The organism is Rhodococcus sp. APC 3903, from assembly GCF_030407755.1.
GTDB lineage: Bacteria > Actinomycetota > Actinomycetes > Mycobacteriales > Mycobacteriaceae > Rhodococcus_F > Rhodococcus_F erythropolis.
In genome coordinates, this window is the sequence record NZ_JASDCV010000008.1 from 254677 (window position 1) to 281101 (window position 26425).

A 26425-nucleotide genomic window follows, 5' to 3' on the forward strand; every position below is an offset into this window, starting at 1 on the left:
ATAGCGCACCGCCTAGCCATGTTACGCGATGTAAACGACCAGGCCAAATGCGCCTCCGGTCAGGGTGACGACGCACACCGCTCCCCCATCGAAAAAGTCCCAGCCTCGACATGAGGCTGGGACTTCTCGAACGTGAATCATGCTCGCTGCCAACACTTGTCAGCGACGGCGTCAATTACTCCGGCCGGAGGGTCAGAATCCGCGGACCGTCCTCGGTCACAGCGACAGTGTGTTCCCAGTGCGCCGCACGGGACCCGTCGGTCGTCACAACGGTCCAGTCGTCGTCGAGAATCACCGTGTCGGTGGTGCCGAGCGTGAGCATCGGCTCGATCGCGAGGCACGATCCGACAACCAGTTCAGGACCCTTACCCGGGGCACCTTCATTGGCGAGGAACGGATCCATGTGCATTTCCCGACCGATTCCGTGTCCACCGTATCCGTCGACGATGCCGTAGGAACGACCGTGCAACTTCTCGGCGGCATGAGTACCGACCTCGATCGCGTGCGAAACATCCGTCAGACGGTTACCGGCGATCATCGCCGCGATCCCGGCTTCCATCGAAAGCCGAGTGGCTTCGCTGAGTTCCTGATCGGTGACGCTGATCTCACCGACACCGAACGTCCAGGCAGAGTCACCGTGCCAACCGTCGAGGATCGCGCCACAGTCGATGGAAACGAGGTCGCCTTCAGCCAGGATGTCCTGAGCTGAGGGGATCCCGTGAACGACGCGATCGTTGACCGAAGAGCAGATCGAACCGGTGAAGCCGTGGTACCCGAGGAACGAGGGCACGGCGCCGGCGTCACGAATGACCGATTCTGCGACCGCGTTCAATTCCAAAGTGCTGACACCGGGCTTTGCCGCAGCGCGCACCGCCACCAGGGCCGAACCCACGATCGCACCGGCAGCAGCCATCGCGTCGAGTTCGCCCGCGGAGCGGAACGGAACAACCTTGCGTTTACGCCCGAAGACCATTACTTACCCAACGCTGCCAGGGCGCGTGCGTTGACTTCTTCGACCTCGCCGATCGCGTCGACGGAGACGATGCTGTCCTTGTAGTAATCGAACAGCGGTGACGTCTCGTCGCGGTAGACCCGGAGTCGGTTGCGAATGACGTCCTCGGTGTCGTCTGCACGACCGCGGGCGAGCATGCGCTCGACCACGATGTCCTCGTCGACGACAAAAGAGAGAACACCGTCGAGCTTGGTGTCGAGATCCTTCAAGATTCCCTCGAGTGCCTGAGCCTGTTCGACCGAGCGCGGAAATCCGTCGAGAAGGAAACCGTTTGCTGCGTCCGGCTCTGCGACGCGAGCCTTCACCATGTCGTTGGTGATCGAACTCGGTACGAGTTCGCCGGCGTCGATGTACTTCTTTGCTTCCACACCGAGAGCGGTGGCCTGACCGATGTTCGCGCGGAAGAGATCACCCGTGGAGATATGGGGAACGCCGAACTTCTCGGACAAGATAGCGGCCTGGGTGCCCTTGCCGGCACCGGGAGGACCAAGGAGGACAAGTCTCACTTGAGGAACCCTTCATAGTTACGCTGCATTAGCTGACTCTCGATCTGCTTCACGGTGTCCAGGCCGACGCTGACCATGATCAGCACCGCGGTGCCACCGAACGGCAGGTTCTGCGCGCCGCCGCCATTCCCGATGTCGAGGAACAGGTTGGGCAGAACAGCAATGGTGCCGAGGTAAATCGCACCCGGAAGGGTGATGCGACTCAGCACGTAGTTGAGGTAGTCCGCGGTCGGCTGACCTGGTCGGATACCGGGGATGAAGCCGCCGAACTTCTTCATCTCGTCGGCGCGCTCTTCGGGATTGAAGGTGATGGCGACGTAGAAGTATGTGAAGAAGACGATCAGGCCGAAGTAGATCGCGATGTACACCGGGTTGGCCGGGTTCACCAGGTAGGTGTTGATGAGGCGCTGCCACCAACTGGGGTCGACCGCTGTACTGGCCGAAGTCAGCTGTGCGATCAAGTTCGGGAGGTACAGCAGTGAAGACGCGAAGATCACCGGGATGACGCCGGCCTGGTTCACCTTCAGAGGCAGGTACGTCGAGGATCCGCCGTACATCTTGCGTCCGACCATCCGCTTTGCGTACTGAACCGGGATCCGGCGCTGACCCTGCTCGACGAAGACGACACCGGCGATGATCAACAGCGCTGCGAGGCAGACGAAGGCGAAGACCAGTGGACCGCGGCTGTCGAGAATCGACTTGCCCTCGCTCGGGATACGCGATGCGATACCGGCGAAGATGAGGAGCGACATACCGTTACCCACGCCACGTTCGGTGATGACCTCGCCGAACCACATGACCATGGCAGCACCGGCAGTCATGACCAGCACGATGATGGCAAGACCGAAGATCGACTTGTCGGCGATGATGTCGTCACAGCCCTGGAGCAACTGTCCACGTGCCGCAAGAGCGACGATGCCGGTCGACTGCAGGATTGCCAGAGCGATGGACAGGTAACGCGTGTACTGCGTCATCTTGGCCTGACCGGACTGGCCTTCTTTTCGAAGTTCCTCGAACTTCGGGATCACCACGGTCAGCAGCTGCACGATGATGCTTGCCGTGATGTACGGCATGATGCCGATCGCAAAGATCGACATCTGCAGCAGAGCGCCACCGGAGAACAGGTTGATCAGCGAGTAGATACCTGCTGAGTCACCGGAGTTGGCTATATCGATGCACTGACGCACGCGGCCGTAGTCGACACCTGGGGACGGAATGAGAGCGCCGACCCGATACAGAGCCACCAAGCCGAGGGTGAAGAGGATCTTCCGCCTCAGGTCTGGGGTCCTGAGGGCCGAGACGAAGGCGGAAAGCAAAGATCCTCCTGGCACGACGGTAGGGAGACAGATCGTTTGACCTGTCGAACTTTTGAACTCTAACAGTGAGCATTTGGGAACTAAGCGGGCAGACCACGAAAACCGGGTAAGCCGAAGATACATTTGCCACTCGGTGACCAGAATACTGGCCCATCCGAGGCATGCACGACCAATCTGCGACAAGACCTGGTAGACGCCGATGGCCGCAGCGCAGCAAACGCTGCGCTGCGGCCATCGGACTAGCTACGCGTGATTACTCACAGCTCGGTGGCGGAACCACCGGCAGCAGCAATCTTTTCCTTGGCGGAACCGGTGAACTTGTCGACGGTCACCTGAACGGCAACTGTCAGTTCGCCGTCGCCCAGAACCTTGACGAGCTGGTTCTTGCGGACTGCGCCCTTGGCAACGAGATCCTCGACCGTGATTGCTCCACCTTCGGGGAACAGACGGGCGATGTCGCCGACATTGACGACCTGGTACTCGGTGCGGAACGGGTTCGTGAAGCCCTTGAGCTTGGGCAGACGCATGTGAAGCGGCATCTGTCCACCCTCGAAGCCCACGCGCACGGTGTTACGTGCCTTGGTGCCCTTGGTACCGCGACCTGCGGTCTTACCACGCTTGCCGCCCTCACCGCGTCCAACACGAATCTTGTTGGACTTGGATCCCGGAGCGGGGCGCAGGTGGTGCAGTTTGATGGTCATGGTTAGACCTCCTCAACTGTTACGAGGTGGCGCACCACGTTGATCAGACCGCGGTTCTGTGCGTTGTCCTCACGAACAACGGTCTGACGGATGCCCTTGAGACCGAGCGTGCGCAGAGAATCCTTCTGGTTCTGCTTGGTCCCGATGATGCTCTTGATCTGAGTGACCTTGAGATCTGCCATTACTTCACACTCCCAGCAGCCTGTGCGCGAGCGCGAAGCATGCCGGCGGGTGCAACCTCTTCGAGGGTGAGGCCGCGGCGAGCCGCAACTTCCTCGGGACGCTGCAGACCCTTGAGCGCAGCAACGGTCGCATGCACGACGTTGATGGCGTTGTCGCTACCGAGCGACTTCGACAGGATGTCCGCGATACCAGCGCACTCCAGCACGGCGCGCACAGCGCCACCGGCGATAACACCGGTACCGGGGCTTGCCGGGCGAAGCATGACGATGCCGGCAGCAGCCTCACCCTGAACGGGGTGAGTGATGGTGTTGGCGATCATCGGGACGCGGAAGAAGCTCTTGCGAGCCTCCTCGACACCCTTCTGGATGGCCGCGGGAACTTCCTTGGCCTTTCCGTAGCCGACGCCGACCAGTCCGTTGCCGTCTCCGACGATCACCAGAGCGGTGAAGCTGAAGCGACGACCACCCTTGACGACCTTGGAAACGCGGTTGATCGTGACAACGCGCTCGATGAACTGTGACTTCTCCGCAGCGTTTCCGCCACGGCCACCGTCGCGACGGTCACGGCCGCCACCACGGTTGTCCCCACGAGCGTTGCTGTTGTCACCGCTGTTGGGGCCATTCTGTCCGGCGGGTCCGCTTCCGCCGTCACGCCTTTGACGTCCCGGCATCAGGCTGTCCTTCCGTTGAAAATGTTGGTCATCAGAACTTCAACCCGCCTTCGCGAGCCGCGTCTGCCAGGGCCGCGATGCGACCGTGGTAGCCGTGTCCGCCGTGGTCGAAGACAACTGCTTCCACGCCGGCAGCCTTGGCGCGCTCGGCGATCAGCTGACCGACCTTCGCGCTCGCAGCCTTCTTGTCGCCTTCTGCCACGCGCACGTCTGCTTCGATGGTCGACGCGGAGGCCAGGGTGTGGCCGGCCAGGTCGTCCACGAGCTGGACGTGGATGTGGCGCGAGGACCGGTTGACGACCAAGCGGGGACGCTCGGGCGTGCCGGAGACCTTCTTGCGGAGACGGAAGTGACGACGCGTCTTCGAGAGACGACGCTTGGTGGACGCATCCTTGCCCAGCGGAATCCGCTTGGCTTTCTGGTTTGCAGTCTGGCTCATATCACTTACCCGTCTTTCCGACCTTGCGGCGGATCTGCTCACCCTCGTAACGCACGCCCTTACCCTTGTACGGGTCCGGACGACGGAGACGACGGATGTTGGCCGAGATCTGCCCGACCTTCTGCTTGTCGATGCCGGACACCGAGAACCGGGTGGGCGACTCGACGACGAAGGTGATGCCTTCAGGAGCCTCGATCGGCACCGGGTGGCTGAAGCCGAGCGCGAACTCGAGGTCCTTGCCCTTCAGTGCCACACGGTAACCAACACCGTGGATCTCCATCTTCTTCGTGTAACCCTCGGTGACACCGGTGATGATGTTCGCAACCAGGGTCCGCGACAGACCGTGCAGCGCGCGGCTACGACGCTCGTCGTCGGGGCGCGTGACGCTCAGCGAGCCGTCCTCTGCCTTTTCGATTGCGATGGGCTCGGAGATGGTCAGCGCGAGGGTGCCCTTGGGACCCTTGACGGTGACATCCTGGCCGCTGATCGTGACGTCAACGCCCGCGGGGACGGTGACCGGAATCTTTCCAATACGCGACATTGTGGTGGCCTCCCTTACCAGACGTAGGCGAGGACTTCCCCGCCTACTCCTTGATTGGCCGCCTGGCGATCGGTGAGCAGACCGGACGACGTGGAGATGATGGCCACGCCGAGGCCTCCGAGGACCTTGGGCAGGTTGGTGGACTTCGCGTAAACCCGGAGACCGGGCTTGGAAACGCGACGCACGCCGGCGAGGCTACGCTCGCGGCTGGGACCGTACTTCAGATCGACGATGAGGGTCTTGCCGACCTCTGCGTCTTCGGTACGGAAATCGGAGATGTAGCCCTCGCGCTTGAGGATCTCGGCGATGTTCGCCTTGATCTTCGAGTGGGGAAGCTTCACCTCATCGTGGTACGCCGTGTTGGCGTTGCGCAGACGCGTCAAGAAGTCTGCGATGGGGTCAGTCATGGTCATAGGTCGACCTCGACACCTTTCTCGCTGTGGTTCCCATGCAACACCGGACGAATCCGATCGTGGGCCTCCAGCAATTCGGCTGGGCCGTCCGACTTGTGTCAGACGGCGTAAGTTACCGCACCGAGCTGAACGCATGCGTCAGCCACGGCAACCGCTCTAGTGTAGGGAACTTTGGCGCAGGTGTCCACCGGGATGCCACGTCGGCTCCCCCACCGCCACCCGAAGGTCGCTGATCGAGAAGGTATCGACGCACCCCGAAATCTGAACTGCTCGTTCGGCACCGAAGAACGACATCGACGAACGATGATCGCTTTCAACCAGAGTCGCAGCGCGACAGTTCTTTTCAGGATCGGCGCGATACACAACTCGATGGAAACCACGAATGGACGTGGGTTCCAAAGGAACCCACGTCCATTCACATGCGTGGTGTGACGAAGCCCGAGGGCCTCAGATCACCAAGAGCTCTTGCGAACTCCGGGAAGCTCGCCGGCGTGAGCCATCTCGCGAACGCAGATACGGCACAAGCCGAACTTGCGGAACACCGAGTGCGGGCGACCGCACCGCTGGCAGCGGGTGTAGGCGCGAACCGCGAACTTGGGCTTCTTGTTGGCCTTGTTGACCAATGCCTTCTTAGCCATGCGCTCAGTTCTCCTTGAACGGGAAGCCGAGGTGCTTGAGCAGTGCACGGCCTTCTTCGTTGTTGGTTGCGGTGGTCACGACGGTGATGTCCATACCGCGGGGGCGATCGATCTTGTCCACGTCGATCTCGTGGAACATCGACTGCTCGTTGAGGCCGAACGTGTAGTTGCCGTTGCCGTCGAACTGGTTGCCCGAGAGACCGCGGAAGTCGCGGATACGGGGCAGAGCGACAGACACGAGGCGGTCCAGGAACTCCCACATGCGGTCGCCACGGAGGGTGACGCGTGCGCCGATGGGCATACCTTCGCGGAGCTTGAACTGCGCGATGGACTTACGTGCCTTGCGGATCTCGGGCTTCTGGCCCGTGATCAGCGACAGGTCATGGACAGCGCCGTTGATCAGCTTGGCGTCACGGGCAGCGTCGCCGACGCCCATGTTGACGACAACCTTGACGACGCCGGGGATCTGCATGACGTTCGAGTAGTCGAACTCATTGTTGAGCGCGTCCTTGATCTCAGCGCGGTAGCGTGCCTTGAGGCGCGGCTGGACCTTGTTTTCGGTGGAGGTCATGTCAGATGTCCTTCCCGTTCTTCCGGGAAATCCGAACGCGCTTGCCGGACTCTTCGTCGGTGCGGTAGCCCACGCGGGTGGGGTTTCCGTCCGAGTCGACGACTGCAACGTTGGAAACGTGGATCGGGGCTTCCTGCGTGACGATGCCGCCGGAGGATGCTCCGCGCTCGTTCGCGGAAACCGCGGTGTGCTTCTTGATTCGGTTCACGCCTTCGACGAGGACCTTGTCGGTCGCGGGGTAGGCCTGAATGACCTTGCCCTTCGCGCCCTTGTCCTTGCCGGCGATGACCAGAACGGTGTCACCCTTGTGCACCTTCATCACAGCACCTCCGGGGCAAGCGAAACGATCTTCATGAACTTCTTCTCGCGCAGCTCACGGCCGACGGGTCCGAAGATGCGGGTTCCACGGGGATCACTGTCAGCCTTGATGAGCACTGCAGCGTTCTCGTCGAACTTGATGTAGGAACCGTCCGGACGACGGCGCTCCTTGGTCGTGCGAACGATGACGGCCTTGACGACCTCACCCTTCTTGATGTTTCCACCGGGGATTGCGTCCTTGACGGTGGCGACGATGACGTCACCGATCCCGGCGTAGCGACGTGACGAACCGCCGAGAACGCGGATGCAAAGGATTTCCTTGGCACCCGTGTTATCAGCGACGCGAACTCGCGACTCCTGCTGAATCACTTGATCTCCCTAGACCTGGAATTTCGTGCGCAACGGATTACCGACCCGGTGCGCGCGGTCATTGTTGCCACCTGCGTCGTGTCTGAGCTGCAGTCCCACCGACTGACGTCGGGAGACGATCACTGCAAGCACCGTTCGAGCTGCGCACGTGAAGACACACCTCTGCCACAGGCAACCGTTCTATTGTAGGGAAGGGTTCACCGAATACCAAATCAGCCGTACTCGACGCAACTCGAACCCTTCGCCCGGAAAGCCCCCGGAAAGCCGAATGGCCCACTCCCCCAAGGGGAAGCGGGCCATTCGGTGGTACTCGATCAGCTCGAGGATTCGATCAGGCTTACTTGGCCTTTTCGAGGACCTCGACCAGACGCCAGTGCTTCGTCGCGGACAGCGGACGGGTTTCCATCAGCTGAACGCGGTCGCCGACGCCGGCAACGCCGTTCTCGTCGTGCGCCTTCACCTTGGTCGTACGGCGGATGATCTTGCCGTAGAGCTTGTGCTTGACGCGGTCTTCGAGCTCGACCACGATCGTCTTTTCCATCTTGTCGGACACGACGTATCCGACACGGACCTTACGGCTCGCGCGCTCTTCTGTGCTCACTGCTTTTTCCTCACTCATGCCGCGTCACCTGCATCCGGACCCACAGCGAGTCCGAGCTCACGCTCACGCAGGACGGTGTAGATGCGCGCGATCTCGTGACGAACGGTGCGCAGTCGTCGGTTGTTGTCCATCTGGCCGGTAGCCATCTGGAAACGAAGGTTGAAAAGCTCTTCCTTCGACTCACGGAGCCGGGTGACCAGCTCGTCTTCACTGAGCTCGCGGAGCTCTGCTGCTGGGGTTCCAGTAGCCATCAGAACTGCTCCTCTCTGGTCACGATCCGGCACTTGCACGGGAGCTTGTGCATCGCGCGGCGCAGGGCCTCACGAGCAATCTCCTCGTTGGGGTATGTCATCTCGAACAGAACGCGTCCGGGCTTGACGTTGGCAATCCACCACTCGGGCGAACCCTTACCGGAACCCATTCGGGTTTCGGCCGGCTTCTTCGTGAGGGGGCGATCCGGGAAGATGTTGATCCAGATCTTGCCGCCACGCTTGATGTGCCGAGTCATGGCGATACGAGCGGACTCGATCTGCCGGTTGGTGATGTAGGCAGGCTCGAGAGCCTGGATGCCGTAGTCACCGAAGGTCACCTGGGTACCGCCCTTGGCGGCACCCGAACGGCTCGGGTGGTGCTGCTTGCGGTGCTTGACCCGCCGTGGGATCAACATGCGTCAGCCCTCCTGATTCTGTTCAGTTGCGGGAGCATCGGCGGTTGCGGTCGCTGCGCGGCCGGCCTCGGTGCTGGTCGCAGTGGTACCGGTGGCACCGGAACGACGCGGACGGCTCGGACGCTCACGACGCGGGCGATCCCCGGCCGGTGCGGCCGTGTTGGCGGCGAGCTCACGCTTGCCACCGACGATGTCGCCCTTGTAGATCCAGACCTTGACGCCGATGCGACCGAAGGTGGTCTTGGCCTCGTAGAGGCCGTAGTCGATGTCCGCACGAAGCGTGTGCAGCGGCACACGGCCTTCGCGGTAGAACTCCGACCGGGACATCTCGGCGCCGCCGAGACGACCGGAGCACTGAACGCGGATTCCCTTGACGTTGGGCTGACGCATGGCCGACTGGATGGCCTTGCGCATTGCACGACGGAAGGCAACGCGGTTCGAGAGCTGCTCGGCCACACCCTGTGCGACGAGCTGTGCTTCAGCTTCTGCGTTCTTGACCTCGAGGATGTTCAGCTGAACCTGCTTGCCGGTCAGCTTCTCGAGCTCGGAGCGGATGCGATCGGCTTCGGCGCCGCGGCGGCCGATGACGATGCCCGGACGTGCAGTGTGGATGTCCACGCGAACACGGTCACGGGTGCGCTCGATTTCGACCTTCGCGATTCCTGCGCGCTCCATGCCGGTGGCGAGGAGCTTACGGATCGCGACGTCTTCCTTGACGTACTCCGCGTACTGCTTGTCTGCGTACCAGCGAGACTTCCAGTCGGTGGTGATGCCGAGACGGAAGCCGTGCGGGTTGATTTTCTGGCCCACTACTGAGCACTTCCCTTCCGGCGATTACGGGTCGATGTTCCGGTCTTCGGCAGGCTCTCCACGATCACGGTGATGTGACTGGTGCGCTTGCGAATACGGAACGCACGTCCCTGTGCACGCGGCTGGAACCGCTTGAGGGTCGCGCCCTCGTCCACGAACGCCGTAGCAACGACAAGCGTGCTGGGGTCGAGGTCGAGGTTGTTCTCGGCGTTGGCTGCTGCGGAGGCGATCACCTTGGCGACCGGCTCGCTCGCTGCCTGCGGCGCGAACTTCAGGATGTTCAGGGCGTCTTCAACCGAGCGCCCGCGGACCAGGTCCACAACTCGACGTGCCTTCATCGGCGTAACGCGAACGTGCTTCGCTACAGCCTTGGCAGTCGGGTTGGCGGTTTCGGTGTTGCTCATCGCCTCTTCGCCTTCCGATCATCCTTGATGTGACCCTTGAACGTGCGGGTCGGTGCAAACTCTCCGAGCTTGTGTCCGACCATGGAGTCGGAAACGAACACGGGGACGTGCTTGCGGCCGTCGTGAACTGCAAACGTGTGGCCGATGAAGTCCGGGATGATTGTCGAACGACGGGACCAGGTCTTGATGACCTGCTTGGTTCCCTTTTCGTTCTGTACATCCACCTTCGCGAGGAGGTGGTCATCGACGAACGGGCCCTTCTTAAGGCTGCGTGGCATCCTTCACTCCCTCCTAGCGCTTGTTCTTGCCGGTGCGGCGGCGACGGACGATCATCTTGTCGCTTGCCTTGTTCTTGCGGGTACGGCCTTCAGGCTTACCCCACGGGCTGACCGGGTGGCGTCCACCTGAGGTCTTGCCCTCGCCGCCACCGTGCGGGTGGTCGACCGGGTTCATCACGACACCACGAACGGTCGGGCGCTTGCCCTTCCAACGCATACGGCCGGCCTTGCCCCAGTTGATGTTCGACTGCTCGGCGTTGCCGACCTCGCCGACGGATGCGCGGCAGCGCACGTCGACGCGACGGATTTCACCGGAAGGCATACGCAGCGTGGCGTAGCTGCCTTCCTTACCGAGGAGCTGGATGCTGGCGCCTGCGGAACGAGCCATCTTGGCTCCGCCGCCGGGACGCAGTTCCACACCGTGGATGGTGGTACCAGTCGGGATGTTGCGCAGCGGCAGGTTGTTGCCCGGCTTGATGTCGGCGCCTGCACCGGACTCGACCGGTGAACCCTGCACCAGGCCCTTGGGGGCGATGATGTAGCGCTTCTCACCGTCTGCGTAATGCAGGAGTGCGATGTTTGCTGTGCGGTTGGGGTCGTACTCGATGTGAGCGACCTTTGCCGGGATGCCGTCCTTGTCGTTGCGACGGAAATCGATCAGTCGGTATGCACGCTTGTGTCCGCCACCCTTGTGACGGGTGGTGATACGACCGTGTGCGTTACGTCCACCGCGACCGTGCAGCGGGCGAACCAGCGACTTCTCGGGGGTTGACCGAGTGATCTCGGCGAAGTCCGAGACGCTCGAGCCACGACGGCCCGGTGTTGTCGGCTTGTACTTACGGATTGCCATGAGTCTTCTCGTCCTCTATGTCTCGTCAAGTCCCGGCGCTTACGCGACCGGTCCTCCGAAGATCTCGATGGGCTTGCTGTCAGCGGACAGGGTCACGAGCGCGCGCTTGGTGTCCTTGCGCTTGCCGTAACCGAATCGGGTCCGCTTACGCTTGCCCTGACGGTTGGCGGTGTTGACGCTGGTCACCTTGACGCCGAAGACCTTCTCGACGGCAATCTTGATCTGCGTCTTGTTCGAGTCCGGGTGCACCAGGAAGGTGTAGGTGCCTTCCTCGATCAGTCCGTAGGACTTCTCGGAGATGACCGGAGCGAGCAGGATGTCGCGGGGGTCAGCGATGGTGCTCACTTGGCGTCCTCCTTGTTCTGAGCGCTCTCTGCGGGCCCGTGGATGAACGCGTTGAGTGCCTCGACGCTGAACACGACATCGTCTGCATTGAGCACGTCGTAGGTGTTGAGCTGGTCGGGTGCAATGGGATGCACGCCTTCCAGGTTCTGCACGCTCTTCCAAGCGGCTACATCCTGGCGACCCACGACGAGCAGCAGCTTCTTGCGATCCGAAATCTCACCGAGGAACGCGATTGCGCCCTTGGTCGAAGGCGTCTGCCCTGCAACCAGTTCCGTGATGACGTGGATGCGCTCGTTGCGTGCGCGGTCAGAGAGGGCTCCGCGAAGAGCGGCTGCCTTCATCTTCTTGGGGGTGCGCTGGCTGTAGTCACGCGGCTGCGGGCCGTGAACGGTTCCGCCGCCGACGAACTGCGGTGCGCGAGTCGAGCCCTGGCGTGCGCGGCCGGTGCCCTTCTGGCGGTACGGCTTCTTGCCACCGCCGCGGACGTCGCCGCGGGTCTTGGTGGAGTGGGTTCCCTGACGAGCAGCTGCGAGCTGCGCGACGACAACCTGATGGAGAAGCGCGATGTTGGCCGGAGCGTCGAAGATCTCAGCGGGGAGATCGACGGTGCCGTTGGTCTTGCCGCCGGCGACCTTGACGTCCAGGGTCAACTTGGTCTCGGTGCTGGTCATGCCCGTGCACCACCCTTCACTGCACTCTTGACGATCACGAGGCCGCCCTTGCGGCCGGGGATCGCACCCTTGATCAGCAGCAGGCCGTTCTCGGCATCCACCTTGTGGACCGAGAGGTTCTGCGTCGTGATGCGGTCGCTACCCATGCGTCCGGACATGCGCATGCCCTTGAACACGCGGCCGGGAGTTGCACAGCCACCGATGGAGCCCGGGCGGCGGTGAACAGCCTGGGTACCGTGCGACGCGCCCTGTCCCTTGAAGCCGTGACGCTTCATGGTTCCGGCGAAGCCCTTGCCCTTGCTGGTTCCGGTGACGTCGACGTATGCGCCGTCCTCGAAGACCTCGGCGGTGAGCTCCTGGCCGACCTCGTAGTCGGAGGTGTCCGCAACGCGGAGCTCCACTACGTGGCGACGCGGGGTCACACCAGCCTTGGTGAACTGGCCGGAAGTCGGCTTGTTCACCTTGCGCGGGTCGATGGCGCCGAACGCGAGCTGAACGGCGCTGTAGCCGTCACGCTCTTCGGTACGGATCTGGGTTACGACGTTCGGCCCAGCCTTCACGACGGTGACCGGGACAACCCGGTTGTTCTCGTCGAAGACCTGGGTCATGCCGAGCTTGGTGCCCAGGATTCCCTTGATCTTGGTATCAGTCATTGTTTTTGTCTCCGCCGTCACTGAATGTTCACGTCGACACTGGCCGGAAGGTCGATGCGCATGAGCGCGTCAACCGTCTTCGGCGTCGGGTCGAGAATGTCGATCAGCCGCTTGTGAGTACGCATCTCGAAGTGCTCGCGCGAGTCCTTGTACTTGTGCGGCGAGCGGATGACGCAATATACGTTCTTCTCGGTCGGCAACGGCACAGGTCCAACGACGCGGGCACCCGTACGGGTTACCGTCTCGACGATCTTGCGCGCTGACGCGTCGATCGCCTCGTGGTCGTAGGCCTTGAGCCTGATGCGGATCTTTTGTCCCGCCACGCTTAGTGTCCTTTTCTTGCCGCGTTTCGTAGCCCGCCTGGTCAGGCTCGAGCTACCTCGTCTGCACAGTCCTTGCCTGGACGATGACACGACGAACACTGAAGCGATCGGGACCAAGTCCGAAAGTTCGGAAGACCGTGTTAGCGGTAAACCGAGCATCGGATCAGATCAGGATCTGCTGCCGCTGTTCGTTTGTCATTGTTCTCCGGTACACGCGGTCGGGCGTGTCGCCTTCTCACTCATCCTGCGCCGGACAATCTTTCGATCATCTGGCGCGTGATGCGTACCGGACGTGTTCGATGTCGAACACAAAGTAGGTACTGCTTCCGTCCTGCATTACTTCTCGTCTTGCATGTCTTGCATGGTCACAGTCGTTGACCCGATTACCCTGACGGGATCTGCGATCGATCGTCTGTGACGTCTTACCCTTACCCGATCACGGCCGCAAACGACCGCGTCCCGGACAAGGCAACCCGACCAGTATGCCGTACCTGGCCCGATTCCTCAACTCCCCCGAACCAGCCTTTCCGAGTGAGCTGCGCGACAACAACCTTACTCAGAAGTAAGATAGTCCGATGACTACTTCCAGCCCCACCTATCGCGGATGGCAGAAATTGCCGGACAACGCCCTCGGACATGCAGTTTTCTCGGCGGCGATGTCCATTCGCGTGCCCTACTTCGCCTCCGTTCTCCCCCGGGTGACCAAGTTGGAACCGGGCCTGTGCGAGGTCCGCTCCCCCAAATGGTGGGGCGTCCACAACCATCTCGGCACCTTTCACGCGATCGCAGCATGCAATCTCGCGGAGGTCGCAATGGGCATGCTGAGCGAAGCGACGGTTCCGAACTCGCACCGCTGGATCCCCAAGTCCATGAAGGTCGACTACCTCGCCAAGGCCGAGACCGGCCTGCGGGCGGTCGCCCGACTCGAGACTTTGCCGGACTTCGCGGCGATCGAGAGTGGCACGGAACTTCTCGTTCCCATCTCGATCTTCGACCGGGGCGGCAAGGAAGTAGTCCACGCCGAAATCACCACCTGGGTCTCCCCCAAGTAGGCACTCACGAACCCGCCTGCATCGCAACCTGATTCGCCCGCCAAACAGGTTTCGCAGAATTAGGCACCACCGCAGGTTTCGGCGAATGACGATCGTGGAACACCTCCCCGAACGGCGATGGTCGGTCGGGGTGCCGGTGTCCGGAGGTGGGTTGCGTTCCGGGCACCACATTGTCGACCTCGCGTCACGCCGAGCACCGGGAGGCCTCGTGGAAGAGTTCTTGACCACAACGAGTTCCGAAGCAGGCACGCAGACCTCGTCGTATCCGGACGAGGCCGAGGGATTGGACAGCTTCCGGCGCGACCTCGACGCCATCGACGCTCTACTTCTCGAGACGGTGCGGCAGCGGCTGGAACTCTGCCTACGCATCGGCGAGTGGAAGCGCTCCCGCGAGGTTCCGATGATGCAACCCGGCCGCGTCCGCCTCGTGCAGGAGCGGGCGCGTGAATTCGCCCGTAGACACGACCTCTCCCCCGACTTCTTCAACGCCCTGTACGAGCTGATGATTGCCGAGACCTGTCGACTCGAAGACCTGGTGATCAACGCACCTGTTGAGGAGGAGGACACTGTTCGGGAATCCGTCGGACCGAGATCAGGATCATCGACATGAGTTCCCGCACCCTTCTGGTGGACAATTACGACTCGTTCACCTACAACCTGTTCACCCTGTTGACCGAGGTCAACGGGGTTGTGCCGACCGTGGTCCGCAACGACGCGGATTGGGATTCCATCGATCTCGCGTCATACGACAACGTGGTCATCTCCCCAGGTCCCGGCCGGCCGGATCGCGACCGTGATTTCGGAATCAGCCGCCGTTTCATCGAAGAAGCGCCTCTCCCACTTCTCGGTGTCTGTCTCGGCCACCAGGGCCTGTGCGAGTTGTTCGGCGCGGACGTGGTGGTTGCGCCCGTACCGATGCACGGCCGAATTTCGCTGATCGATCACGACGGCTCGGGCATCTTTGCCGGACTTCCGTCGCCGTTCCGAGCTGTTCGCTACCACTCGTTGACCGTCGAGAATCTGCCGAACGCCTTCGTTCGTACCGCGTGGACGTCCGACGGACTGCTCATGGGTGTCCGGCACCGGACCAAGCCGATGTGGGGCGTTCAGTTCCATCCGGAGTCCATCAGTACCGAGTTCGGCATAGATTTGCTCGCGAACTTCCGCGATCTGTCCGTCGGACGCACTCTGGATTCGGTGATCCGACCCGAACCGACTTCGCAAACACCCGACCTGCGGCCGGCGATCAACTACGACGTCGACGACGTGACTCTCGATTTTGCAGTGGACCCGTCGGCGGCCTATGCAGCACTGTTCGCCGACGGCCCGAACGCGTTCTGGCTGGACCGCGCGGCAACCGCAGAGCCGAGTGCGCGCTTTTCGATACTCGGCGATTCGTCGGGGCCGCTGGCCGAGTTCATCACGTACGACGTTCAAGCCGAGGTACTGACTGTCAGCCGAAAAGGCCTGTCCGACGAGCACATTCGAGTTCCATTCTTCGATTACTTGGACGCACAACTCGCGACACGCTTCGTGCCCTCACATCCGGAACTCGACTTCAACCTCGGCTACGTGGGCTACCTCGGCTACGAACTGAAAGCACAGACCGGAGGAAGGGCAGTCCATCCGGCACCCACTCCTGATGCCGCTCTGGTGTTTGCCGATCGCGCCGTCGTCATCGATCACACCGCGGGCCGCACTCACGTTTTGAGATTGCGCGAGAAAGTCCGGGACGCCGGCTATGACGATTGGCTCGAATCGACCGTCGACACCTTGGCGCGGATCGGCGCGGACCTTCCGGAACGCACCCCGGTTCCGCTGATCAGCGACACCGTCTGGACGCAGGCTCGCCTTCGGCATGATCGCGATCAGTACCTGTCGTTGATCGGAACGGCCCTCTCGGAGATCCGGGCAGGTGAGTCCTACGAGGTATGTCTGACCAACATGGCGAGCGTCGACGAGACGATCGATGCACAGCAGGCGTTCGAGTATCTGCGCTCGATCAATCCGACGCCGTACAGCGCACTTCTCGACTTCACCGGCATCTCGGTGGTCTCGGCCTCGCCTGAGCGGTTCCTTCGTGTCGACTCGGACGGCAACGTCGAGTCCAAGCCGATCAAAGGGACCCGGCCGCGCGGCGTCACCCGAGCGCGTGACGCTGCCCTACGGCAGGACCTGCTCGACAGCGAGAAGGACCGCGCCGAGAACCTGATGATCGTGGACCTCACTCGCAACGACCTCACCAAGGTCTGCGTTCCGGGAAGTGTCCACGTTCCGAGGCTGTTCGCGATCGAGTCGTACTCGTCCGTTCACCAAATGGTGTCGACGGTGCGCGGACATCTGAGTCCGGGGTCGTCGGCGGTGGACTGTGTGCGTGCCGCGTTCCCCGGTGGATCGATGACCGGCGCCCCGAAGGTACGGACGATGGAGATCATCGACCGCCTCGAATCAGGCCCACGTGGGGTCTACTCGGGATCGATCGGGTACTTCGCGCTCGGTGGCGCCGCGGACCTCTCGATCGTGATCCGGTCGCTGGTCTGCACCGAGAGCGGCGTGACCTTCGGAATCGGCGGTGCCATCACAGCGTTGTCCGATCCGGAAGAAGAATTCGACGAGACCACGGTCAAGGCGTCCACGCTGCTCCGTGCGCTCGATGCGGTGTCCTCGCGGGTCCTCGAGTACGGCGGGTAGATCCAGCCATGACGCCGGCATCAGGCACCGCGACGGTTGTCGGCGGCCTGGGTGCCGTCGGATCCATGTTCGTCGAACTGCTTCGCGGCGAGGGGTCGACGGTCACCGTCGTCGACCCAGCAGGCAGCGATCCTGACGGAGATGTAGTCGTCGGAGACATCACGAAACCCAGTGACCGGGTCCTCGCACACGTGGAGTCCTCGAGCATCATCGTGCTCGCGGTTCCCGAACAGGTCGCTCTAGCCGCACTACCGAGCCTTCGAACATCCGGTGCTCTCGTTGTGGACACACTGTCGGTCAAATCGCGGATGGACGCAGCAATCGCCGACGCCGGCCGAGAAGGGGAGTTCCTCGGACTCAACCCCATGTTCCGTCCGTCGCTCGGACCGCGCGGTCGGGCCGTCATCGCAGTGCCGTACGTCGACGGTCCGCAGTCCGCCAGATTCCTCGACGTCGTGCGCTCGTGGGGAGCGTCGGTCGCGGTGATGGACGCCGATCGTCACGACCGGTTGGCTGCGGCCACCCAGGTTCTGACACACGCGTCGGTGCTGGCTTTCGGCGTTGCCCTGGCCGAACTCGGAGTTTCCGCGGACGATCTCCTCGCGGTAGCCCCTCCCCCACATCGGACCTTGCTCGCGCTCCTGGCGCGTGTAGCCGGCGGCGAACCGGAGGTGTACTGGGACGTACAAGCGGGCAATCCGTATGCAGGTGCGACACGAAAAGCACTGTTCGATGCCACCTCACAGGTGGACACGGCGGCCGAGACGCTCGGCGACTTCACGACGCTGATGAAAACCGCCGAGGCAGCGCTCGACGATCACTCCGGCGAATTGAACGCGGAGTGCCAGAGCTTGTTCGATCGCATTGCCGAAGGGCACAGAGAGTAGGGAACGATGAGACCTGGAGTGAGTCCGCCCAGCCTCCCCGAGTACGACGCCTCGGATCCGGTCGAGAGTGCAATCGTCAGTCGGCTTGCGAGCAATTGGGCGCGCCGGGCAACCGTGAAGAAGGCGGAGCCGGAACTGGACGATCTCTTCGATTCGTCGTTGTCCGACTACCCCGAAGCACTTCTCCCGTTCGCGGAGCATCCGACCTACCTGGCATTGAGTCCCGAGCAGAAGCAACGCCTGCAAGCCTGGGCATGGATCGCGTTCAACAAGAACGTCATGGACATCGAGAAGTACGTCGTCAATCCCGGCTTCGACGTTCTCGCCGAAGACCGACTCGGCGTCGGACTCGGAGATTGGGCTGCAGTGGCCGTCAATCAGGCGATGGTCGACGAGCAATATCACACGCTCATGCACTTCAATGCCAGTTCAGCGACCCGTCGAGGCAGGGGCTGGGCGCTTCCGTCGAAGGCACTGCCAGACGTCCTGACGGTCCGCACGCGGGCGCAAGCCCTCGACGCCGCCGAGGGGCCTCGCAAGATCGCCCTGACACAGTTGGCGTTCATGACCGTCGCCGAGGTGTCGATCACCGCATACCTCGACCTGATCTCGGATGACCCGGGCGTGCAGTCGATCAACCGCGCGACAATCCGGTTGCACGCTCGCGACGAGTACTGCCATGCCTCGATTGCCGGGGAACTGGCCGTGTCGGTCTGGGATTCCCTGGATCGTGGAGATCGCAGCTATCTATTGGAAGGCTTCGAGGGCGCCATGCGCGCTTTCAGTGGAACCGACTTCGGCGCTTGGCGAGCAATCATGGAGATCGAAGCCATACCCCGAGGGCAGAAGATGCTCGACGACGTCGAATCGGGACGGCGCAACGAGCAGTTCGTGCAGGACTACAGTGGAATATCGTCCTTGCTCCATAAGTTGCAAGTTACGTCAGAAGTATCAATCGCTGGAGAAAAATACCTTCCCAGTTAATCCTGTGCAATAAATGAGAATTTCCCCAACAAACCCGATCCAGTAATATTCCGCAATTATCGGGCACTCCCGATTATTCAGCTAGACAAGAGCTTGAGCAAATAAATACGGACGGATCACTCAAGAAAAGACGGGAAGATCCCGCGCACGCTGCCTCCGACCCAGAAACCGGGAAGAGAGTTGTCCGGAATTCTTGTCATACATTCGATAAAGAGGCCACAAGATTGCATGCAGGACACTGTCCGCTGCAATCAAGAATGTTAACTTCCAATTCGACACACCATGAAGCTCGAGGGTTTTCTTTGATGCTCGATTATATCGCGCATACACTCGCGGCGAACTAACTCCACGTCTACCCGAAACCTTTGCGGCCATGCTCGAGATCTGCCCCACAGTGCAACGAACATGCGCCATGCAGAGGGATAGATCGATATCCTCGTGAATGTCGGTTCGATCGCTGACCGCACCCCTGACGGCCAACCAAGCCGACTGACGCATCGCCATGTTGCTGCCTGGAACTGCAACAACGGGCCGAACCGCGCCCTGGACCCCGCGACCGAGTCGCCAATTCGTCCATCGGCGCTGAAGGCCGGCGATCGGAGATTCATAAAGATAAGTCAGGCCAGTTACGCCCGAGAAATCGTCGCGACATTCGAAGAATTCGTGAACTGCAGCTGCCCAGCCTTCCCCCACGATCGTATCTGCGTCGATACGTCCGATAATTTCGCCACTAGCTGCGTCAAACCCTTTGTTTCTTGCATGCACCACACCGGGGCGGGATTCGTTGAGAAGCCGAACCTTGGGACAACAACTTTGATACTTCTTGATCAACTCGGAAGTGTTGTCCGAGGAATTATTGTCAACGACGATGATTTCGTCGACATACTCATCTTGAGCAATGAGCGCTTCGATGCACGTTTCGATGTATTCAGATTCATTAAAAGCCGGAACAACCACCGACAACGTCGCGTTCGCCATTTCCCAACGGTATCGCGAATCTCTCCACAAGACATTGAGCAGCGGACCCAGGGAACCAACCGGAAGGAATCGGAGGACTTTCGTCACCGGTCAAATCAAAGACCTTCGGTCCGTGCAACTGAATACCCACCTGCGTAGATGCGCTAAGAATCCATTTGGTCATTCGTTCAATTAGAGGAGATCTTTACGTTACAAAGAGTATTTGTGATTCTTGCCACAAGGTGAAATCGAAGGTGAGAGTTGCTGGCAGGAGCCACATACCCCCTCTCAGGCGTCCGATTGCCCGAGTGTCGGTTTGACCCTCCGGTAACATCTGAGCGGAGATCACGGATAGAAGACAGAAGGCATCTGTGCGCCCGTCGGGAGCGCGTGCCCGTTCCGACAATGCAGACAGCGGAGTGTTGATGCCCTTTTCCACGGACGCAGCGGTACTAGTGGAGGACGTACACAAGTCCTTCAAGAACGTGCACGCGCTGCGAGGGATCAACTTCACCGCACCACGTGGGACGGTGCTCGGCATCTTGGGTCCCAACGGCGCAGGCAAAACAACGACGGTGAAGGTCCTCTCCACGCTCATTCGCCCCACCAGCGGACGCGCGATGGTGGCTGGCTACGACGTCGTGCGCAATGCTCCAGAGGTTCGACGCTCCATCATGATGACCGGGCAGTTCGCCGCCCTGGACGATTCACTCACCGGCCGCGAGAACATCGAACTGTTCGGCAGGTTGATGGGGCTCGACCGAATGTCCGCGAAGGTGCGCGCTGCCGACCTGCTCTCTCAATTCGACCTCGTCGAAGCAGGATCCCGAGTAGTCCGGAACTACTCCGGCGGTATGCGCCGACGAATCGATATTGCGTGTGGCCTGGTTGTCCGCCCCGAGGTCGTTTTCCTCGACGAGCCGACCACCGGCTTGGATCCGCGCAGTCGGCAGAGCGTCTGGTCGCTGGTTCAATCACTGAAGGAGCAGGGAATCACCGTGCTCCTGACAACTCAGTACCTCGAAGAAGCAGATTTACTGAGCGACAACATCATCGTCATCGACAAAGGCGCGGTCATTGCCGAGGGGACTGCTGACCAATTGAAGGCTCGAACCGGCGCAAGCTTCTGCGAGATCGTGCCCGCAGATCTCAAACAGCTGCCTCACGCGGTCCATGCACTCGGCAATCTGGTCCCCCGCGACTTCAGATTCGATCTGGCACAAGAGAGCGGGCGGATCGCGATCCCCGCACCTGTCGGCGCAGGAACGCTCTCTGAAGCACTGCGTCGTCTGGACCACGCACGGATTCCGCTTGCAGACATTGCACTTCGTCGCCCGTCACTCGATGATGTCTTCCTTTCACTCACAGGTGAACAGCACGTGAGTGAGACACCGTGACGACAACTACAAAATTCGGGGTCGATCAAGTGACTGTCCGCGAGGACACTCGCAGCAAGATTGCAGTCCCCGAGGCATTGAGCGTTGGAAAGCACCGCCGACCACATCCGTCAGCGATCAATCAGTGGTGGGTGCTGACGGCACGCACCGTCAAGTCCATGGTGAAGCGCTACGAACTACTGATCGCGGTAGTCGCGCCATTGATCTTCACGATCGGTTTCTACCTTCCGTTGAAGTTCGTCATGCAACTTCAGGGCATCAACTATGCCCAGTTTCTGATGCCGATCATCGTGCTGCAAGCCATGGCCTTCACGTCGATCTCCGCCGCTCAGATGTCCTCGACCGAGTCGATCACCGGCTTCAGTAACCGCATGAAAACCATGCCAGTAGTCGGCCCCGTGCCGCTGTTGTCTCGTCAATCGAGTGGCTTCGTCCGTTCGACAGTCTCACTCGCCGCGGCATTGACCTTCGGCCACTTGATCGGTTTCCGATTCTCAGCAGGCATGGGTCAGGCAGTTCTGTTTTGTGCGATCGCCCTCGCGTTCAGCACTTGCCTGTCCTTCGCCGGTGATGCAATCGGTTCACTGTCGAAAAGTCCACAAGCCACCAGTCAGGCGCTGACACTCCCCCAATTGATTCTGGGGATGTTGTCCTGCGGTTTCGCGCCCGAGACTGGCTTTCCCGAATGGATTCGGCCGTTCGTGCGCAATCAACCGGTATCGCAGTTCTCCTTCGCCATGCGTGATCTTGCGCAGGGCGGAGTCACCTGGGGCGTCCTGTTTCCCGTCGTTGCGTGGACGATCGGGTTGATCGTCTTCTTCGCGCCACTTGCGTTCTGGGCAAGTATGAGGCGGTCATGAGCGAACCGACAGATCGTTTCATGGCGGCCGTCCGCCCCGCCGAGGGGTTTAACTTTCCTTACCCGGACAAAGCGCTCCCTGAAAGCTCTTTCAAGGCCCTGGTCGTGCACAGCGGGATTCAGGCCAAACGTTTGTTGCTCACGTGGCTGCGCGATCCATCAACCACCATTCAAGCTCTGGTGTACCCAGCGTTCATGCTGTTGATGTTCCGAGTCGTCCTGGGCAATTCGATTACAGCAGCGACGGGCCAATCAAGCATCTTCGGAACGGTCCCGCTGATCATCCTCGTTGGCGCCATGTTCGGCTCGATTGCGAGCGCAGTCGGACTCAAAGGCGAACGAGCATCTGGACTCTTGAGCCGGTTCTGGACTCTCCCTGCGCATCGTGCCTCCGGTCTGGTCGGACGCATGATCGCCGAAGCAGTGCGAGTTCTCGTCACCTCCATCGTCATCCTTGGTGTCGGCTATCTGTTGGGATTCCGATTCAACCAGGGTCTCCTGGCTGCAGTGGCACTCTTGGTATTGCCGATCGTTTTCGGCATCGGCTTCGCGATGATGGTCACGGCGCTGGCAACGGTGGCAGACAATCTCCCGCTTGTAGAGATCGTGTCGATCTCCTGCACGCTGTTGATGTTCTTCAACTCCGGCTTTGTTCCGGTGATGGCTTATCCGAAGTGGCTGCAACCAGTTGTTGCCGAGCAACCAATGTCCGTGGCAATCGATGCGATGAAAGGCCTCTCCTTGGGGGGGCCCGTCGCCGAGCCCCTGCTCAAGACATTGGCCTGGTCGTTCGGGATGGTCGTGGTGTTCGTGTATCCAGCGATACTCGGATACCGACGCGCCGCTTCGGATTGATAACCATCTCGGTATTGCCTGGTGGATCCGTACGCGCGGTAACGTCTACGGCTGACCATCCGAATTACAAGTAGCTCAGACTCACGAAACACGATTGCCGAGCAGTTCCGGCAGCACAGTTGAACCAACCGAAAGGCGTTGTCTTGACTCGAAAATTTCGGTCCCCCTGGAGGCGCACCGTCGCAGGTGCACTGATGGCGGCGAGCGTCGTCCTTGTTTCCAGCAGCATGGGCATCGCCGGTGCCACACCCATTGCACACCAAGGCGGGGGAGATGCAGCACAGGACGATTCGGACGGTTCGTACATCGAATCTGTCGAGCGAGTCAATGATCGTCAAATCGTTGTGAATGTCTACGCAGCATCAATGGACAAGTCGGTCCCCATTCAGGTGATTTTGCCTGCAGACAACTCGCAGCCGCGCCCCATTCTTTACCTTCTCAACGGTGCTGACGGAGGAGAAGGCACAGCAACATGGGACCGCCAAACTGATGTGGTCGACTTCTTCGCAGATAAGAACGTCAATGTTGCGATTCCGGCCAAGGGTCTGATGTCGTACTACACCGACTGGGAGAAGGAAGATTCCGTACTCGGAAAGAACATGTGGAGCACCTTCCTAGGCAAGGAGCTTCCTCCACTGCTGAACAAGGAACTCGGCAGCAACGGTGACCAGTCGATTGCAGCTATCTCGATGTCTGCGACCTCTGTTCTGAATCTTGCGATCGAGTATCCCGGGTTCTACAAGTCAGTTGCATCCTATTCGGGTTGTGCACAGACGAGTGACCCGATGGGGCAGGCCTTCGTACGGGCGACCACTGAATGGATCGGCGGAGTTGGCGACATTCAGAACATGTGGGGCCCATTCGACGGTCCGGGCTGGGTCGAACACGACCCGGTAGTCAACGCCGAAAAGTTGCGTGGCACTCCCCTGTACATCAGCACGGGTAGTGGCTTGCCCGGCTTTCCGAATGATACTCCGGAGAACCCTCGCATCCAGGATGGCCGAGCCGCGATGTTCGACCAGATTGTTGTGGGAGGACCAATCGAATTCGCGACTAGCATCTGCACCGGAAACCTCGCTCGACGACTTGCCGACCTGAATATTCCGGCAACTGTGGACTTCCGGCCGGTGGGTACGCATTCGTGGGGTTACTGGCAAGACGACTTGCACAAGTCATGGCCGTTCATCGCCCAGTCCCTCGGGGTCTGATCCCGAGACGCGGATTCTGTAAGCAAGTAGCAAAGCGAGCAACCAGATTCAGCACGCAAGGAAAGAATGAACCGATTCGCTCTGGCAACGCTGGCGTCTTTGTCGGCCTGTGTGGTGCTGGCCGGAATGCCAACAGCAGCATCAGCAGACCCGGCGGAACCCGCGCCCGGATTGTCCAGCATGGGTCCTTCCCCTGCCGGCGCCAACGACTGGGATTGCAAGCCAAGTCTCGAACATCCCCGTCCGGTGGTACTCGTACACGGGACCGGGATGAGCATGACCGACACCTGGGATGTTATGGCGCCTCAGCTTGCTGATTTGGGCTACTGCGTCTTTGCGCTGAATTATGGCGGTGTGCGCGAGATTCTGAATCCCAATGCTGTGCATTGGGGAATCACAGACATTGCAAGCTCCGCTGAGGAGCTTGCAATGTTCGTTGACTCGGTGAAATTTCACACCGGTACGACACAGGTGGACATCGTCGGTCATTCCCAGGGCGGCGTCGTTGCTCGCCAGTATCTTAAGTTCAACGGCGGAGCAACTCGTGAAGATCCGTCGAATAACAAAGTGCACTCGCTCATCAGTCTCGGCGCGACCAACCACGGAACTACATTCGGTGGTCTTCAAGCGAATGCACGATCACTGTCGGCGATGGGCCTCCCTGGCGATCTACTCGTCCAAGCGATTTGGGGGCCTGCTGGCGTCCAACAACTCAGCGGCACACCATTCTTGACAGCACTCAACGCGGAATCCGAGACGCAACCCGGAATCGAGTACACCGTCATCGCTTCGGCTCACGACGAAATCTCGACGCCACCCGAGGCAACTTTCCTTAGTCCAAGTGATGGCGCCGTGGTCCATAATGTCTGGACTCAAGATAACTGTGCCGGGAACACCGCGTCCCACGGACAGTTGGTCAGAGACCCTCACACTCTTGATCTCGTCAAGTCAGCGCTTGACCCGGAGTACCGGTCGCTCCCTTGCGAATAGGCACGTCAAACAAGCAACAGCAGGATTGAAGTAGGCTGGCGGCGCGGAGAAATCCAGCGCCGCCAGCCTATTTTTGTATCTTCATGTACGTCCGTGGGTCTGGCTCGACGGCAGGACGCCTAGCCAGGCCCGCGGATCGACGGCCACCGAGATAGCGTCAGGAATTCAGCGAGGCGGCAATCATCGGGCCGATCTCCTCCAGCCCCTCTGGCGTCATCATCGAAACATGGTTCACGCTTGCCTGACGAACATCGATTTCACCGTCGATCAGTGAACGCCACGGTTCGACCCCATCGGCCTCAGTTTCATTGGATCCCACGAACAGCACTGGCCCCGTGCACGTGTCCGGTTCGTACTCACGTGTCAGCGCCGCGGTTCGCGCGATGCTGGAGAACAACCGCCTGATATCGCTGGCATTAAGCCCGATAGCTCCGCCATTCACTGCAGTGAGGACATCACTGGCACAGTCGATCGATAGGTTCTCAAGGTCTTCGTCATCCGGAATGACGACGCCCAAGCCAGCAACTTCGTGTCTGACCATCGCCGCAAATGCTTCATCATCCAAGCTCAAGGGCGAGCCGTCCAAGATCACCAAGGCACTCACCTTCTCGCCGAGGGCTTCGAGCCTTGCCGCGATTCCATGCGCGACAACTCCACCGAACGACCAACCCAGAAGTCTGTACGGCCCCTGTTGTTGCACTGATCGGATCTCGGACACGTATCGATCTATGTAGTCGGTCAGTGCGGTCGCGGAAAAGTCCTCCTCGGTCAACGCTGGTGTCTGCAACCCGTAGAGCGGCACTGATCTGTCGACGAACGCGGCGAGAGGTGCGTACGGCCAGGCCAGCCCGACCATTGGGTGCACGCAGAACAGTGGAAGCTCAGATCCGCGTGCACGCAAGGGCAACGTGACAGCGAGTGCCGCATCAAGATCCAGTTCAAATCCAACGTGCATACCGGTAACCAACTTGTCGGACATCTCCGACACAGTCGAACTGGTGAATAGCATGCGTAGCGGAACCTCAGCCGAAATCGCTTGGCCCAACTTCGCTGCCAACTGCGTGGCGATCAGGGAGTTTCCGCCCAATTCGAAGAAATCGTCATCGAGACCGACCCGATCGATACCGAGCAATTCTTCGAACACAGAAGCAACCAGACGCTCGACCTCCGTCACCGGAGCCCGGAACACCGCGGCCTCGAACACCGGCTCGGGCAACAACTTCCGATCCAACTTCCCCGAAGCATTGAGCGGAAACGCATCCAACA

36 protein-coding genes are annotated in these 26425 nt (G+C 60.7%); 10 read left to right on the top strand and 26 right to left on the bottom strand.

The window, feature by feature from the left end:
- Window positions 1–175: 175 nt before the first annotated feature.
- The 24 genes from map to rpsJ all read right to left on the bottom strand — a co-directional run bounded on the left by map (window position 176) and on the right by rpsJ (window position 13279).
- Window positions 176–973 carry a type I methionyl aminopeptidase gene (gene map, locus QMA15_RS14190; RefSeq protein ID WP_290285049.1) on the bottom strand — a complete coding sequence of 266 codons (798 nt, stop codon included), beginning with the start codon at window positions 971–973 and terminating at the stop codon, window positions 176–178.
- A complete protein-coding gene (locus QMA15_RS14195) occupies window positions 973–1518 on the bottom strand; it encodes an adenylate kinase (protein ID WP_003940868.1) in 546 nt (181 codons plus the stop codon). The genes map and QMA15_RS14195 overlap by 1 nt, the downstream gene beginning before the upstream one ends.
- On the bottom strand, window positions 1515–2834 hold the full coding sequence (secY, locus tag QMA15_RS14200) for a preprotein translocase subunit SecY (protein WP_020906895.1): 1320 nt from the start codon (window positions 2832–2834) through the stop codon (window positions 1515–1517). Before secY ends, QMA15_RS14195 begins: the two co-directional genes overlap by 4 nt.
- Before the next feature lie 257 nt (window positions 2835–3091).
- Entirely contained in the window at window positions 3092–3535 is a 444-nt protein-coding gene (rplO, locus tag QMA15_RS14205; RefSeq protein WP_019747555.1) for a 50S ribosomal protein L15, read from the bottom strand.
- 2 nt (window positions 3536–3537) lie between these two features.
- Window positions 3538–3717, bottom strand: coding sequence for a 50S ribosomal protein L30 (gene rpmD / locus QMA15_RS14210; RefSeq protein WP_003940751.1), 180 nt, complete (start codon window positions 3715–3717; stop codon window positions 3538–3540).
- Window positions 3717–4388, bottom strand: a complete 672-nt coding sequence (gene rpsE, locus QMA15_RS14215; RefSeq protein WP_003940718.1) for a 30S ribosomal protein S5 — start codon at window positions 4386–4388, stop codon at window positions 3717–3719. The genes rpmD and rpsE overlap by 1 nt, the downstream gene beginning before the upstream one ends.
- A gap of 31 nt (window positions 4389–4419) precedes the next feature.
- Window positions 4420–4827 carry a 50S ribosomal protein L18 gene (gene rplR / locus QMA15_RS14220; protein ID WP_003940996.1) on the bottom strand — a complete coding sequence of 136 codons (408 nt, stop codon included), beginning with the start codon at window positions 4825–4827 and terminating at the stop codon, window positions 4420–4422.
- A 1-nt stretch (window position 4828) separates the two neighbouring features.
- Window positions 4829–5368 carry a 50S ribosomal protein L6 gene (gene rplF / locus QMA15_RS14225; RefSeq protein WP_003940970.1) on the bottom strand — a complete coding sequence of 180 codons (540 nt, stop codon included), beginning with the start codon at window positions 5366–5368 and terminating at the stop codon, window positions 4829–4831.
- A gap of 14 nt (window positions 5369–5382) precedes the next feature.
- Window positions 5383–5781, bottom strand: a complete 399-nt coding sequence (gene rpsH, locus QMA15_RS14230) for a 30S ribosomal protein S8 (protein WP_003940873.1) — start codon at window positions 5779–5781, stop codon at window positions 5383–5385.
- Window positions 5782–6233: 452 nt separating this feature from the next.
- Complete coding sequence (locus tag QMA15_RS14235; RefSeq protein ID WP_003940698.1) at window positions 6234–6419, bottom strand: type Z 30S ribosomal protein S14; 186 nt, start codon at window positions 6417–6419, stop codon at window positions 6234–6236.
- A 4-nt stretch (window positions 6420–6423) separates the two neighbouring features.
- On the bottom strand, window positions 6424–6990 hold the full coding sequence (gene rplE / locus QMA15_RS14240) for a 50S ribosomal protein L5 (RefSeq protein WP_290285054.1): 567 nt from the start codon (window positions 6988–6990) through the stop codon (window positions 6424–6426).
- A gap of 1 nt (window position 6991) precedes the next feature.
- The gene (rplX, locus tag QMA15_RS14245) at window positions 6992–7309 is read right to left on the bottom strand and encodes a 50S ribosomal protein L24 (RefSeq protein ID WP_003941019.1); all 318 of its coding nucleotides are present in this window, start codon (window positions 7307–7309) and stop codon (window positions 6992–6994) included.
- Entirely contained in the window at window positions 7309–7677 is a 369-nt protein-coding gene (rplN, locus tag QMA15_RS14250) for a 50S ribosomal protein L14 (protein WP_003940951.1), read from the bottom strand. Before rplN ends, rplX begins: the two co-directional genes overlap by 1 nt.
- A gap of 337 nt (window positions 7678–8014) precedes the next feature.
- The gene (gene rpsQ / locus QMA15_RS14255) at window positions 8015–8296 is read right to left on the bottom strand and encodes a 30S ribosomal protein S17 (protein ID WP_003941020.1); all 282 of its coding nucleotides are present in this window, start codon (window positions 8294–8296) and stop codon (window positions 8015–8017) included.
- Window positions 8293–8529: a 50S ribosomal protein L29 gene (rpmC, locus tag QMA15_RS14260; RefSeq protein ID WP_003940734.1), complete on the bottom strand. Its 237-nt coding sequence runs from the start codon at window positions 8527–8529 to the stop codon at window positions 8293–8295. Before rpmC ends, rpsQ begins: the two co-directional genes overlap by 4 nt.
- Complete coding sequence (gene rplP, locus QMA15_RS14265; protein WP_003940899.1) at window positions 8529–8945, bottom strand: 50S ribosomal protein L16; 417 nt, start codon at window positions 8943–8945, stop codon at window positions 8529–8531. The genes rpmC and rplP overlap by 1 nt, the downstream gene beginning before the upstream one ends.
- Window positions 8946–8948: 3 nt before the next feature.
- Complete coding sequence (gene rpsC / locus QMA15_RS14270; RefSeq protein ID WP_003941003.1) at window positions 8949–9755, bottom strand: 30S ribosomal protein S3; 807 nt, start codon at window positions 9753–9755, stop codon at window positions 8949–8951.
- Window positions 9755–10159: a 50S ribosomal protein L22 gene (rplV, locus tag QMA15_RS14275; protein ID WP_003940717.1), complete on the bottom strand. Its 405-nt coding sequence runs from the start codon at window positions 10157–10159 to the stop codon at window positions 9755–9757. The genes rpsC and rplV overlap by 1 nt, the downstream gene beginning before the upstream one ends.
- On the bottom strand, window positions 10156–10437 hold the full coding sequence (rpsS, locus tag QMA15_RS14280) for a 30S ribosomal protein S19 (RefSeq protein WP_003940820.1): 282 nt from the start codon (window positions 10435–10437) through the stop codon (window positions 10156–10158). Before rpsS ends, rplV begins: the two co-directional genes overlap by 4 nt.
- 13 nt (window positions 10438–10450) lie before the next feature.
- Complete coding sequence (gene rplB, locus QMA15_RS14285; RefSeq protein ID WP_003940895.1) at window positions 10451–11287, bottom strand: 50S ribosomal protein L2; 837 nt, start codon at window positions 11285–11287, stop codon at window positions 10451–10453.
- Between the two features lie 39 nt (window positions 11288–11326).
- Window positions 11327–11632: a 50S ribosomal protein L23 gene (rplW, locus tag QMA15_RS14290; RefSeq protein WP_003940990.1), complete on the bottom strand. Its 306-nt coding sequence runs from the start codon at window positions 11630–11632 to the stop codon at window positions 11327–11329.
- Window positions 11629–12303 (bottom strand): 50S ribosomal protein L4, encoded by a 675-nt coding sequence (gene rplD / locus QMA15_RS14295; protein WP_003940723.1) that lies wholly within the window; start codon window positions 12301–12303, stop codon window positions 11629–11631. Before rplD ends, rplW begins: the two co-directional genes overlap by 4 nt.
- Window positions 12300–12956: a 50S ribosomal protein L3 gene (rplC, locus tag QMA15_RS14300; protein WP_003940826.1), complete on the bottom strand. Its 657-nt coding sequence runs from the start codon at window positions 12954–12956 to the stop codon at window positions 12300–12302. The genes rplD and rplC overlap by 4 nt, the downstream gene beginning before the upstream one ends.
- Window positions 12957–12973: 17 nt before the next feature.
- Window positions 12974–13279, bottom strand: a complete 306-nt coding sequence (gene rpsJ, locus QMA15_RS14305) for a 30S ribosomal protein S10 (RefSeq protein ID WP_003938093.1) — start codon at window positions 13277–13279, stop codon at window positions 12974–12976.
- 575 nt (window positions 13280–13854) lie between these two features.
- Here rpsJ and QMA15_RS14310 point away from each other — a divergent pair.
- From QMA15_RS14310 to QMA15_RS14330, 5 genes are all read left to right on the top strand, one after another.
- A complete protein-coding gene (locus QMA15_RS14310; RefSeq protein WP_003940943.1) occupies window positions 13855–14331 on the top strand; it encodes a hotdog fold domain-containing protein in 477 nt (158 codons plus the stop codon).
- Between the two features lie 85 nt (window positions 14332–14416).
- Window positions 14417–14941 carry a chorismate mutase family protein gene (locus QMA15_RS14315; protein ID WP_019747551.1) on the top strand — a complete coding sequence of 175 codons (525 nt, stop codon included), beginning with the start codon at window positions 14417–14419 and terminating at the stop codon, window positions 14939–14941.
- Entirely contained in the window at window positions 14938–17022 is a 2085-nt protein-coding gene (gene pabB / locus QMA15_RS14320) for an aminodeoxychorismate synthase component I (protein ID WP_021343555.1), read from the top strand. The genes QMA15_RS14315 and pabB overlap by 4 nt, the downstream gene beginning before the upstream one ends.
- An 8-nt stretch (window positions 17023–17030) precedes the next feature.
- On the top strand, window positions 17031–17909 hold the full coding sequence (locus QMA15_RS14325; RefSeq protein WP_290285065.1) for a prephenate dehydrogenase dimerization domain-containing protein: 879 nt from the start codon (window positions 17031–17033) through the stop codon (window positions 17907–17909).
- A 6-nt stretch (window positions 17910–17915) separates the two neighbouring features.
- Window positions 17916–18893: a diiron oxygenase gene (locus QMA15_RS14330; protein ID WP_020969038.1), complete on the top strand. Its 978-nt coding sequence runs from the start codon at window positions 17916–17918 to the stop codon at window positions 18891–18893.
- 120 nt (window positions 18894–19013) lie between these two features.
- On the opposite strand, the gene QMA15_RS14335 is transcribed toward QMA15_RS14330, so the two are convergent.
- On the bottom strand, window positions 19014–19871 hold the full coding sequence (locus QMA15_RS14335) for a glycosyltransferase family 2 protein (protein ID WP_290285069.1): 858 nt from the start codon (window positions 19869–19871) through the stop codon (window positions 19014–19016).
- A gap of 404 nt (window positions 19872–20275) precedes the next feature.
- Between QMA15_RS14335 and QMA15_RS14340 the strand changes: the two genes are divergently transcribed.
- The 5 genes from QMA15_RS14340 (at window position 20276) to QMA15_RS14360 (ending at window position 25159) form a co-directional block, all read left to right on the top strand.
- Window positions 20276–21247, top strand: coding sequence for a daunorubicin resistance protein DrrA family ABC transporter ATP-binding protein (locus tag QMA15_RS14340; protein WP_020969036.1), 972 nt, complete (start codon window positions 20276–20278; stop codon window positions 21245–21247).
- Window positions 21244–22107 carry an ABC transporter permease gene (locus QMA15_RS14345; protein WP_020969035.1) on the top strand — a complete coding sequence of 288 codons (864 nt, stop codon included), beginning with the start codon at window positions 21244–21246 and terminating at the stop codon, window positions 22105–22107. Before QMA15_RS14340 ends, QMA15_RS14345 begins: the two co-directional genes overlap by 4 nt.
- Entirely contained in the window at window positions 22104–22961 is an 858-nt protein-coding gene (locus QMA15_RS14350) for an ABC transporter permease (protein WP_259119112.1), read from the top strand. Before QMA15_RS14345 ends, QMA15_RS14350 begins: the two co-directional genes overlap by 4 nt.
- Window positions 22962–23155: 194 nt before the next feature.
- The gene (locus QMA15_RS14355) at window positions 23156–24169 is read left to right on the top strand and encodes an alpha/beta hydrolase family protein (RefSeq protein ID WP_020969033.1); all 1014 of its coding nucleotides are present in this window, start codon (window positions 23156–23158) and stop codon (window positions 24167–24169) included.
- Window positions 24170–24235: 66 nt separating this feature from the next.
- Window positions 24236–25159 (top strand): alpha/beta fold hydrolase, encoded by a 924-nt coding sequence (locus QMA15_RS14360; protein ID WP_020969032.1) that lies wholly within the window; start codon window positions 24236–24238, stop codon window positions 25157–25159.
- A gap of 157 nt (window positions 25160–25316) precedes the next feature.
- Here QMA15_RS14360 and QMA15_RS14365 read toward each other — a convergent pair.
- A partial coding sequence (locus tag QMA15_RS14365; protein ID WP_225989377.1) for a thioesterase domain-containing protein occupies window positions 25317–26425 on the bottom strand: 1109 nt, incomplete at its 5' end.

Excerpts from the sequence above, each read along its gene's own strand:
- map (WP_290285049.1), bottom strand. The coding sequence starts at position 973 with ATGGTCTTCGGGCGTAAACGCAAGGTTGTTCCGTTCCGCTCCGCGGGC.
- rplO (WP_019747555.1), bottom strand. The coding sequence starts at position 3,535 with ATGACCATCAAACTGCACCACCTGCGCCCCGCTCCGGGATCCAAGTCC.
- rpmD (WP_003940751.1), bottom strand. The coding sequence starts at position 3,717 with ATGGCAGATCTCAAGGTCACTCAGATCAAGAGCATCATCGGGACCAAG.
- rpsE (WP_003940718.1), bottom strand. The coding sequence starts at position 4,388 with ATGCCGGGACGTCAAAGGCGTGACGGCGGAAGCGGACCCGCCGGACAG.
- rplR (WP_003940996.1), bottom strand. The coding sequence starts at position 4,827 with ATGAGCCAGACTGCAAACCAGAAAGCCAAGCGGATTCCGCTGGGCAAG.
- rplF (WP_003940970.1), bottom strand. The coding sequence starts at position 5,368 with ATGTCGCGTATTGGAAAGATTCCGGTCACCGTCCCCGCGGGCGTTGAC.
- rpsH (WP_003940873.1), bottom strand. The coding sequence starts at position 5,781 with ATGACCATGACTGACCCCATCGCAGACTTCTTGACGCGTCTGCGCAAC.
- QMA15_RS14235 (WP_003940698.1), bottom strand. The coding sequence starts at position 6,419 with ATGGCTAAGAAGGCATTGGTCAACAAGGCCAACAAGAAGCCCAAGTTC.
- rplE (WP_290285054.1), bottom strand. The coding sequence starts at position 6,990 with ATGACCTCCACCGAAAACAAGGTCCAGCCGCGCCTCAAGGCACGCTAC.
- rplX (WP_003941019.1), bottom strand. The coding sequence starts at position 7,309 with ATGAAGGTGCACAAGGGTGACACCGTTCTGGTCATCGCCGGCAAGGAC.
- rpsQ (WP_003941020.1), bottom strand. The coding sequence starts at position 8,296 with ATGAGTGAGGAAAAAGCAGTGAGCACAGAAGAGCGCGCGAGCCGTAAG.
- rpmC (WP_003940734.1), bottom strand. The coding sequence starts at position 8,529 with ATGGCTACTGGAACCCCAGCAGCAGAGCTCCGCGAGCTCAGTGAAGAC.
- rplP (WP_003940899.1), bottom strand. The coding sequence starts at position 8,945 with ATGTTGATCCCACGGCGGGTCAAGCACCGCAAGCAGCACCACCCGAGC.
- rplV (WP_003940717.1), bottom strand. The coding sequence starts at position 10,159 with ATGAGCAACACCGAAACCGCCAACCCGACTGCCAAGGCTGTAGCGAAG.
- rpsS (WP_003940820.1), bottom strand. The coding sequence starts at position 10,437 with ATGCCACGCAGCCTTAAGAAGGGCCCGTTCGTCGATGACCACCTCCTC.
- rplB (WP_003940895.1), bottom strand. The coding sequence starts at position 11,287 with ATGGCAATCCGTAAGTACAAGCCGACAACACCGGGCCGTCGTGGCTCG.
- rplD (WP_003940723.1), bottom strand. The coding sequence starts at position 12,303 with ATGACCAGCACCGAGACCAAGTTGACCCTGGACGTCAAGGTCGCCGGC.
- rplC (WP_003940826.1), bottom strand. The coding sequence starts at position 12,956 with ATGACTGATACCAAGATCAAGGGAATCCTGGGCACCAAGCTCGGCATG.
- QMA15_RS14310 (WP_003940943.1), top strand. The coding sequence starts at position 13,855 with ATGACTACTTCCAGCCCCACCTATCGCGGATGGCAGAAATTGCCGGAC.
- QMA15_RS14315 (WP_019747551.1), top strand. The coding sequence starts at position 14,417 with ATGACGATCGTGGAACACCTCCCCGAACGGCGATGGTCGGTCGGGGTG.
- pabB (WP_021343555.1), top strand. The coding sequence starts at position 14,938 with ATGAGTTCCCGCACCCTTCTGGTGGACAATTACGACTCGTTCACCTAC.
- QMA15_RS14325 (WP_290285065.1), top strand. The coding sequence starts at position 17,031 with ATGACGCCGGCATCAGGCACCGCGACGGTTGTCGGCGGCCTGGGTGCC.
- QMA15_RS14330 (WP_020969038.1), top strand. The coding sequence starts at position 17,916 with ATGAGACCTGGAGTGAGTCCGCCCAGCCTCCCCGAGTACGACGCCTCG.
- QMA15_RS14335 (WP_290285069.1), bottom strand. The coding sequence starts at position 19,871 with ATGGCGAACGCGACGTTGTCGGTGGTTGTTCCGGCTTTTAATGAATCT.
- QMA15_RS14340 (WP_020969036.1), top strand. The coding sequence starts at position 20,276 with ATGCCCTTTTCCACGGACGCAGCGGTACTAGTGGAGGACGTACACAAG.
- QMA15_RS14350 (WP_259119112.1), top strand. The coding sequence starts at position 22,104 with ATGAGCGAACCGACAGATCGTTTCATGGCGGCCGTCCGCCCCGCCGAG.
- QMA15_RS14355 (WP_020969033.1), top strand. The coding sequence starts at position 23,156 with ATGGCGGCGAGCGTCGTCCTTGTTTCCAGCAGCATGGGCATCGCCGGT.
- QMA15_RS14360 (WP_020969032.1), top strand. The coding sequence starts at position 24,236 with ATGAACCGATTCGCTCTGGCAACGCTGGCGTCTTTGTCGGCCTGTGTG.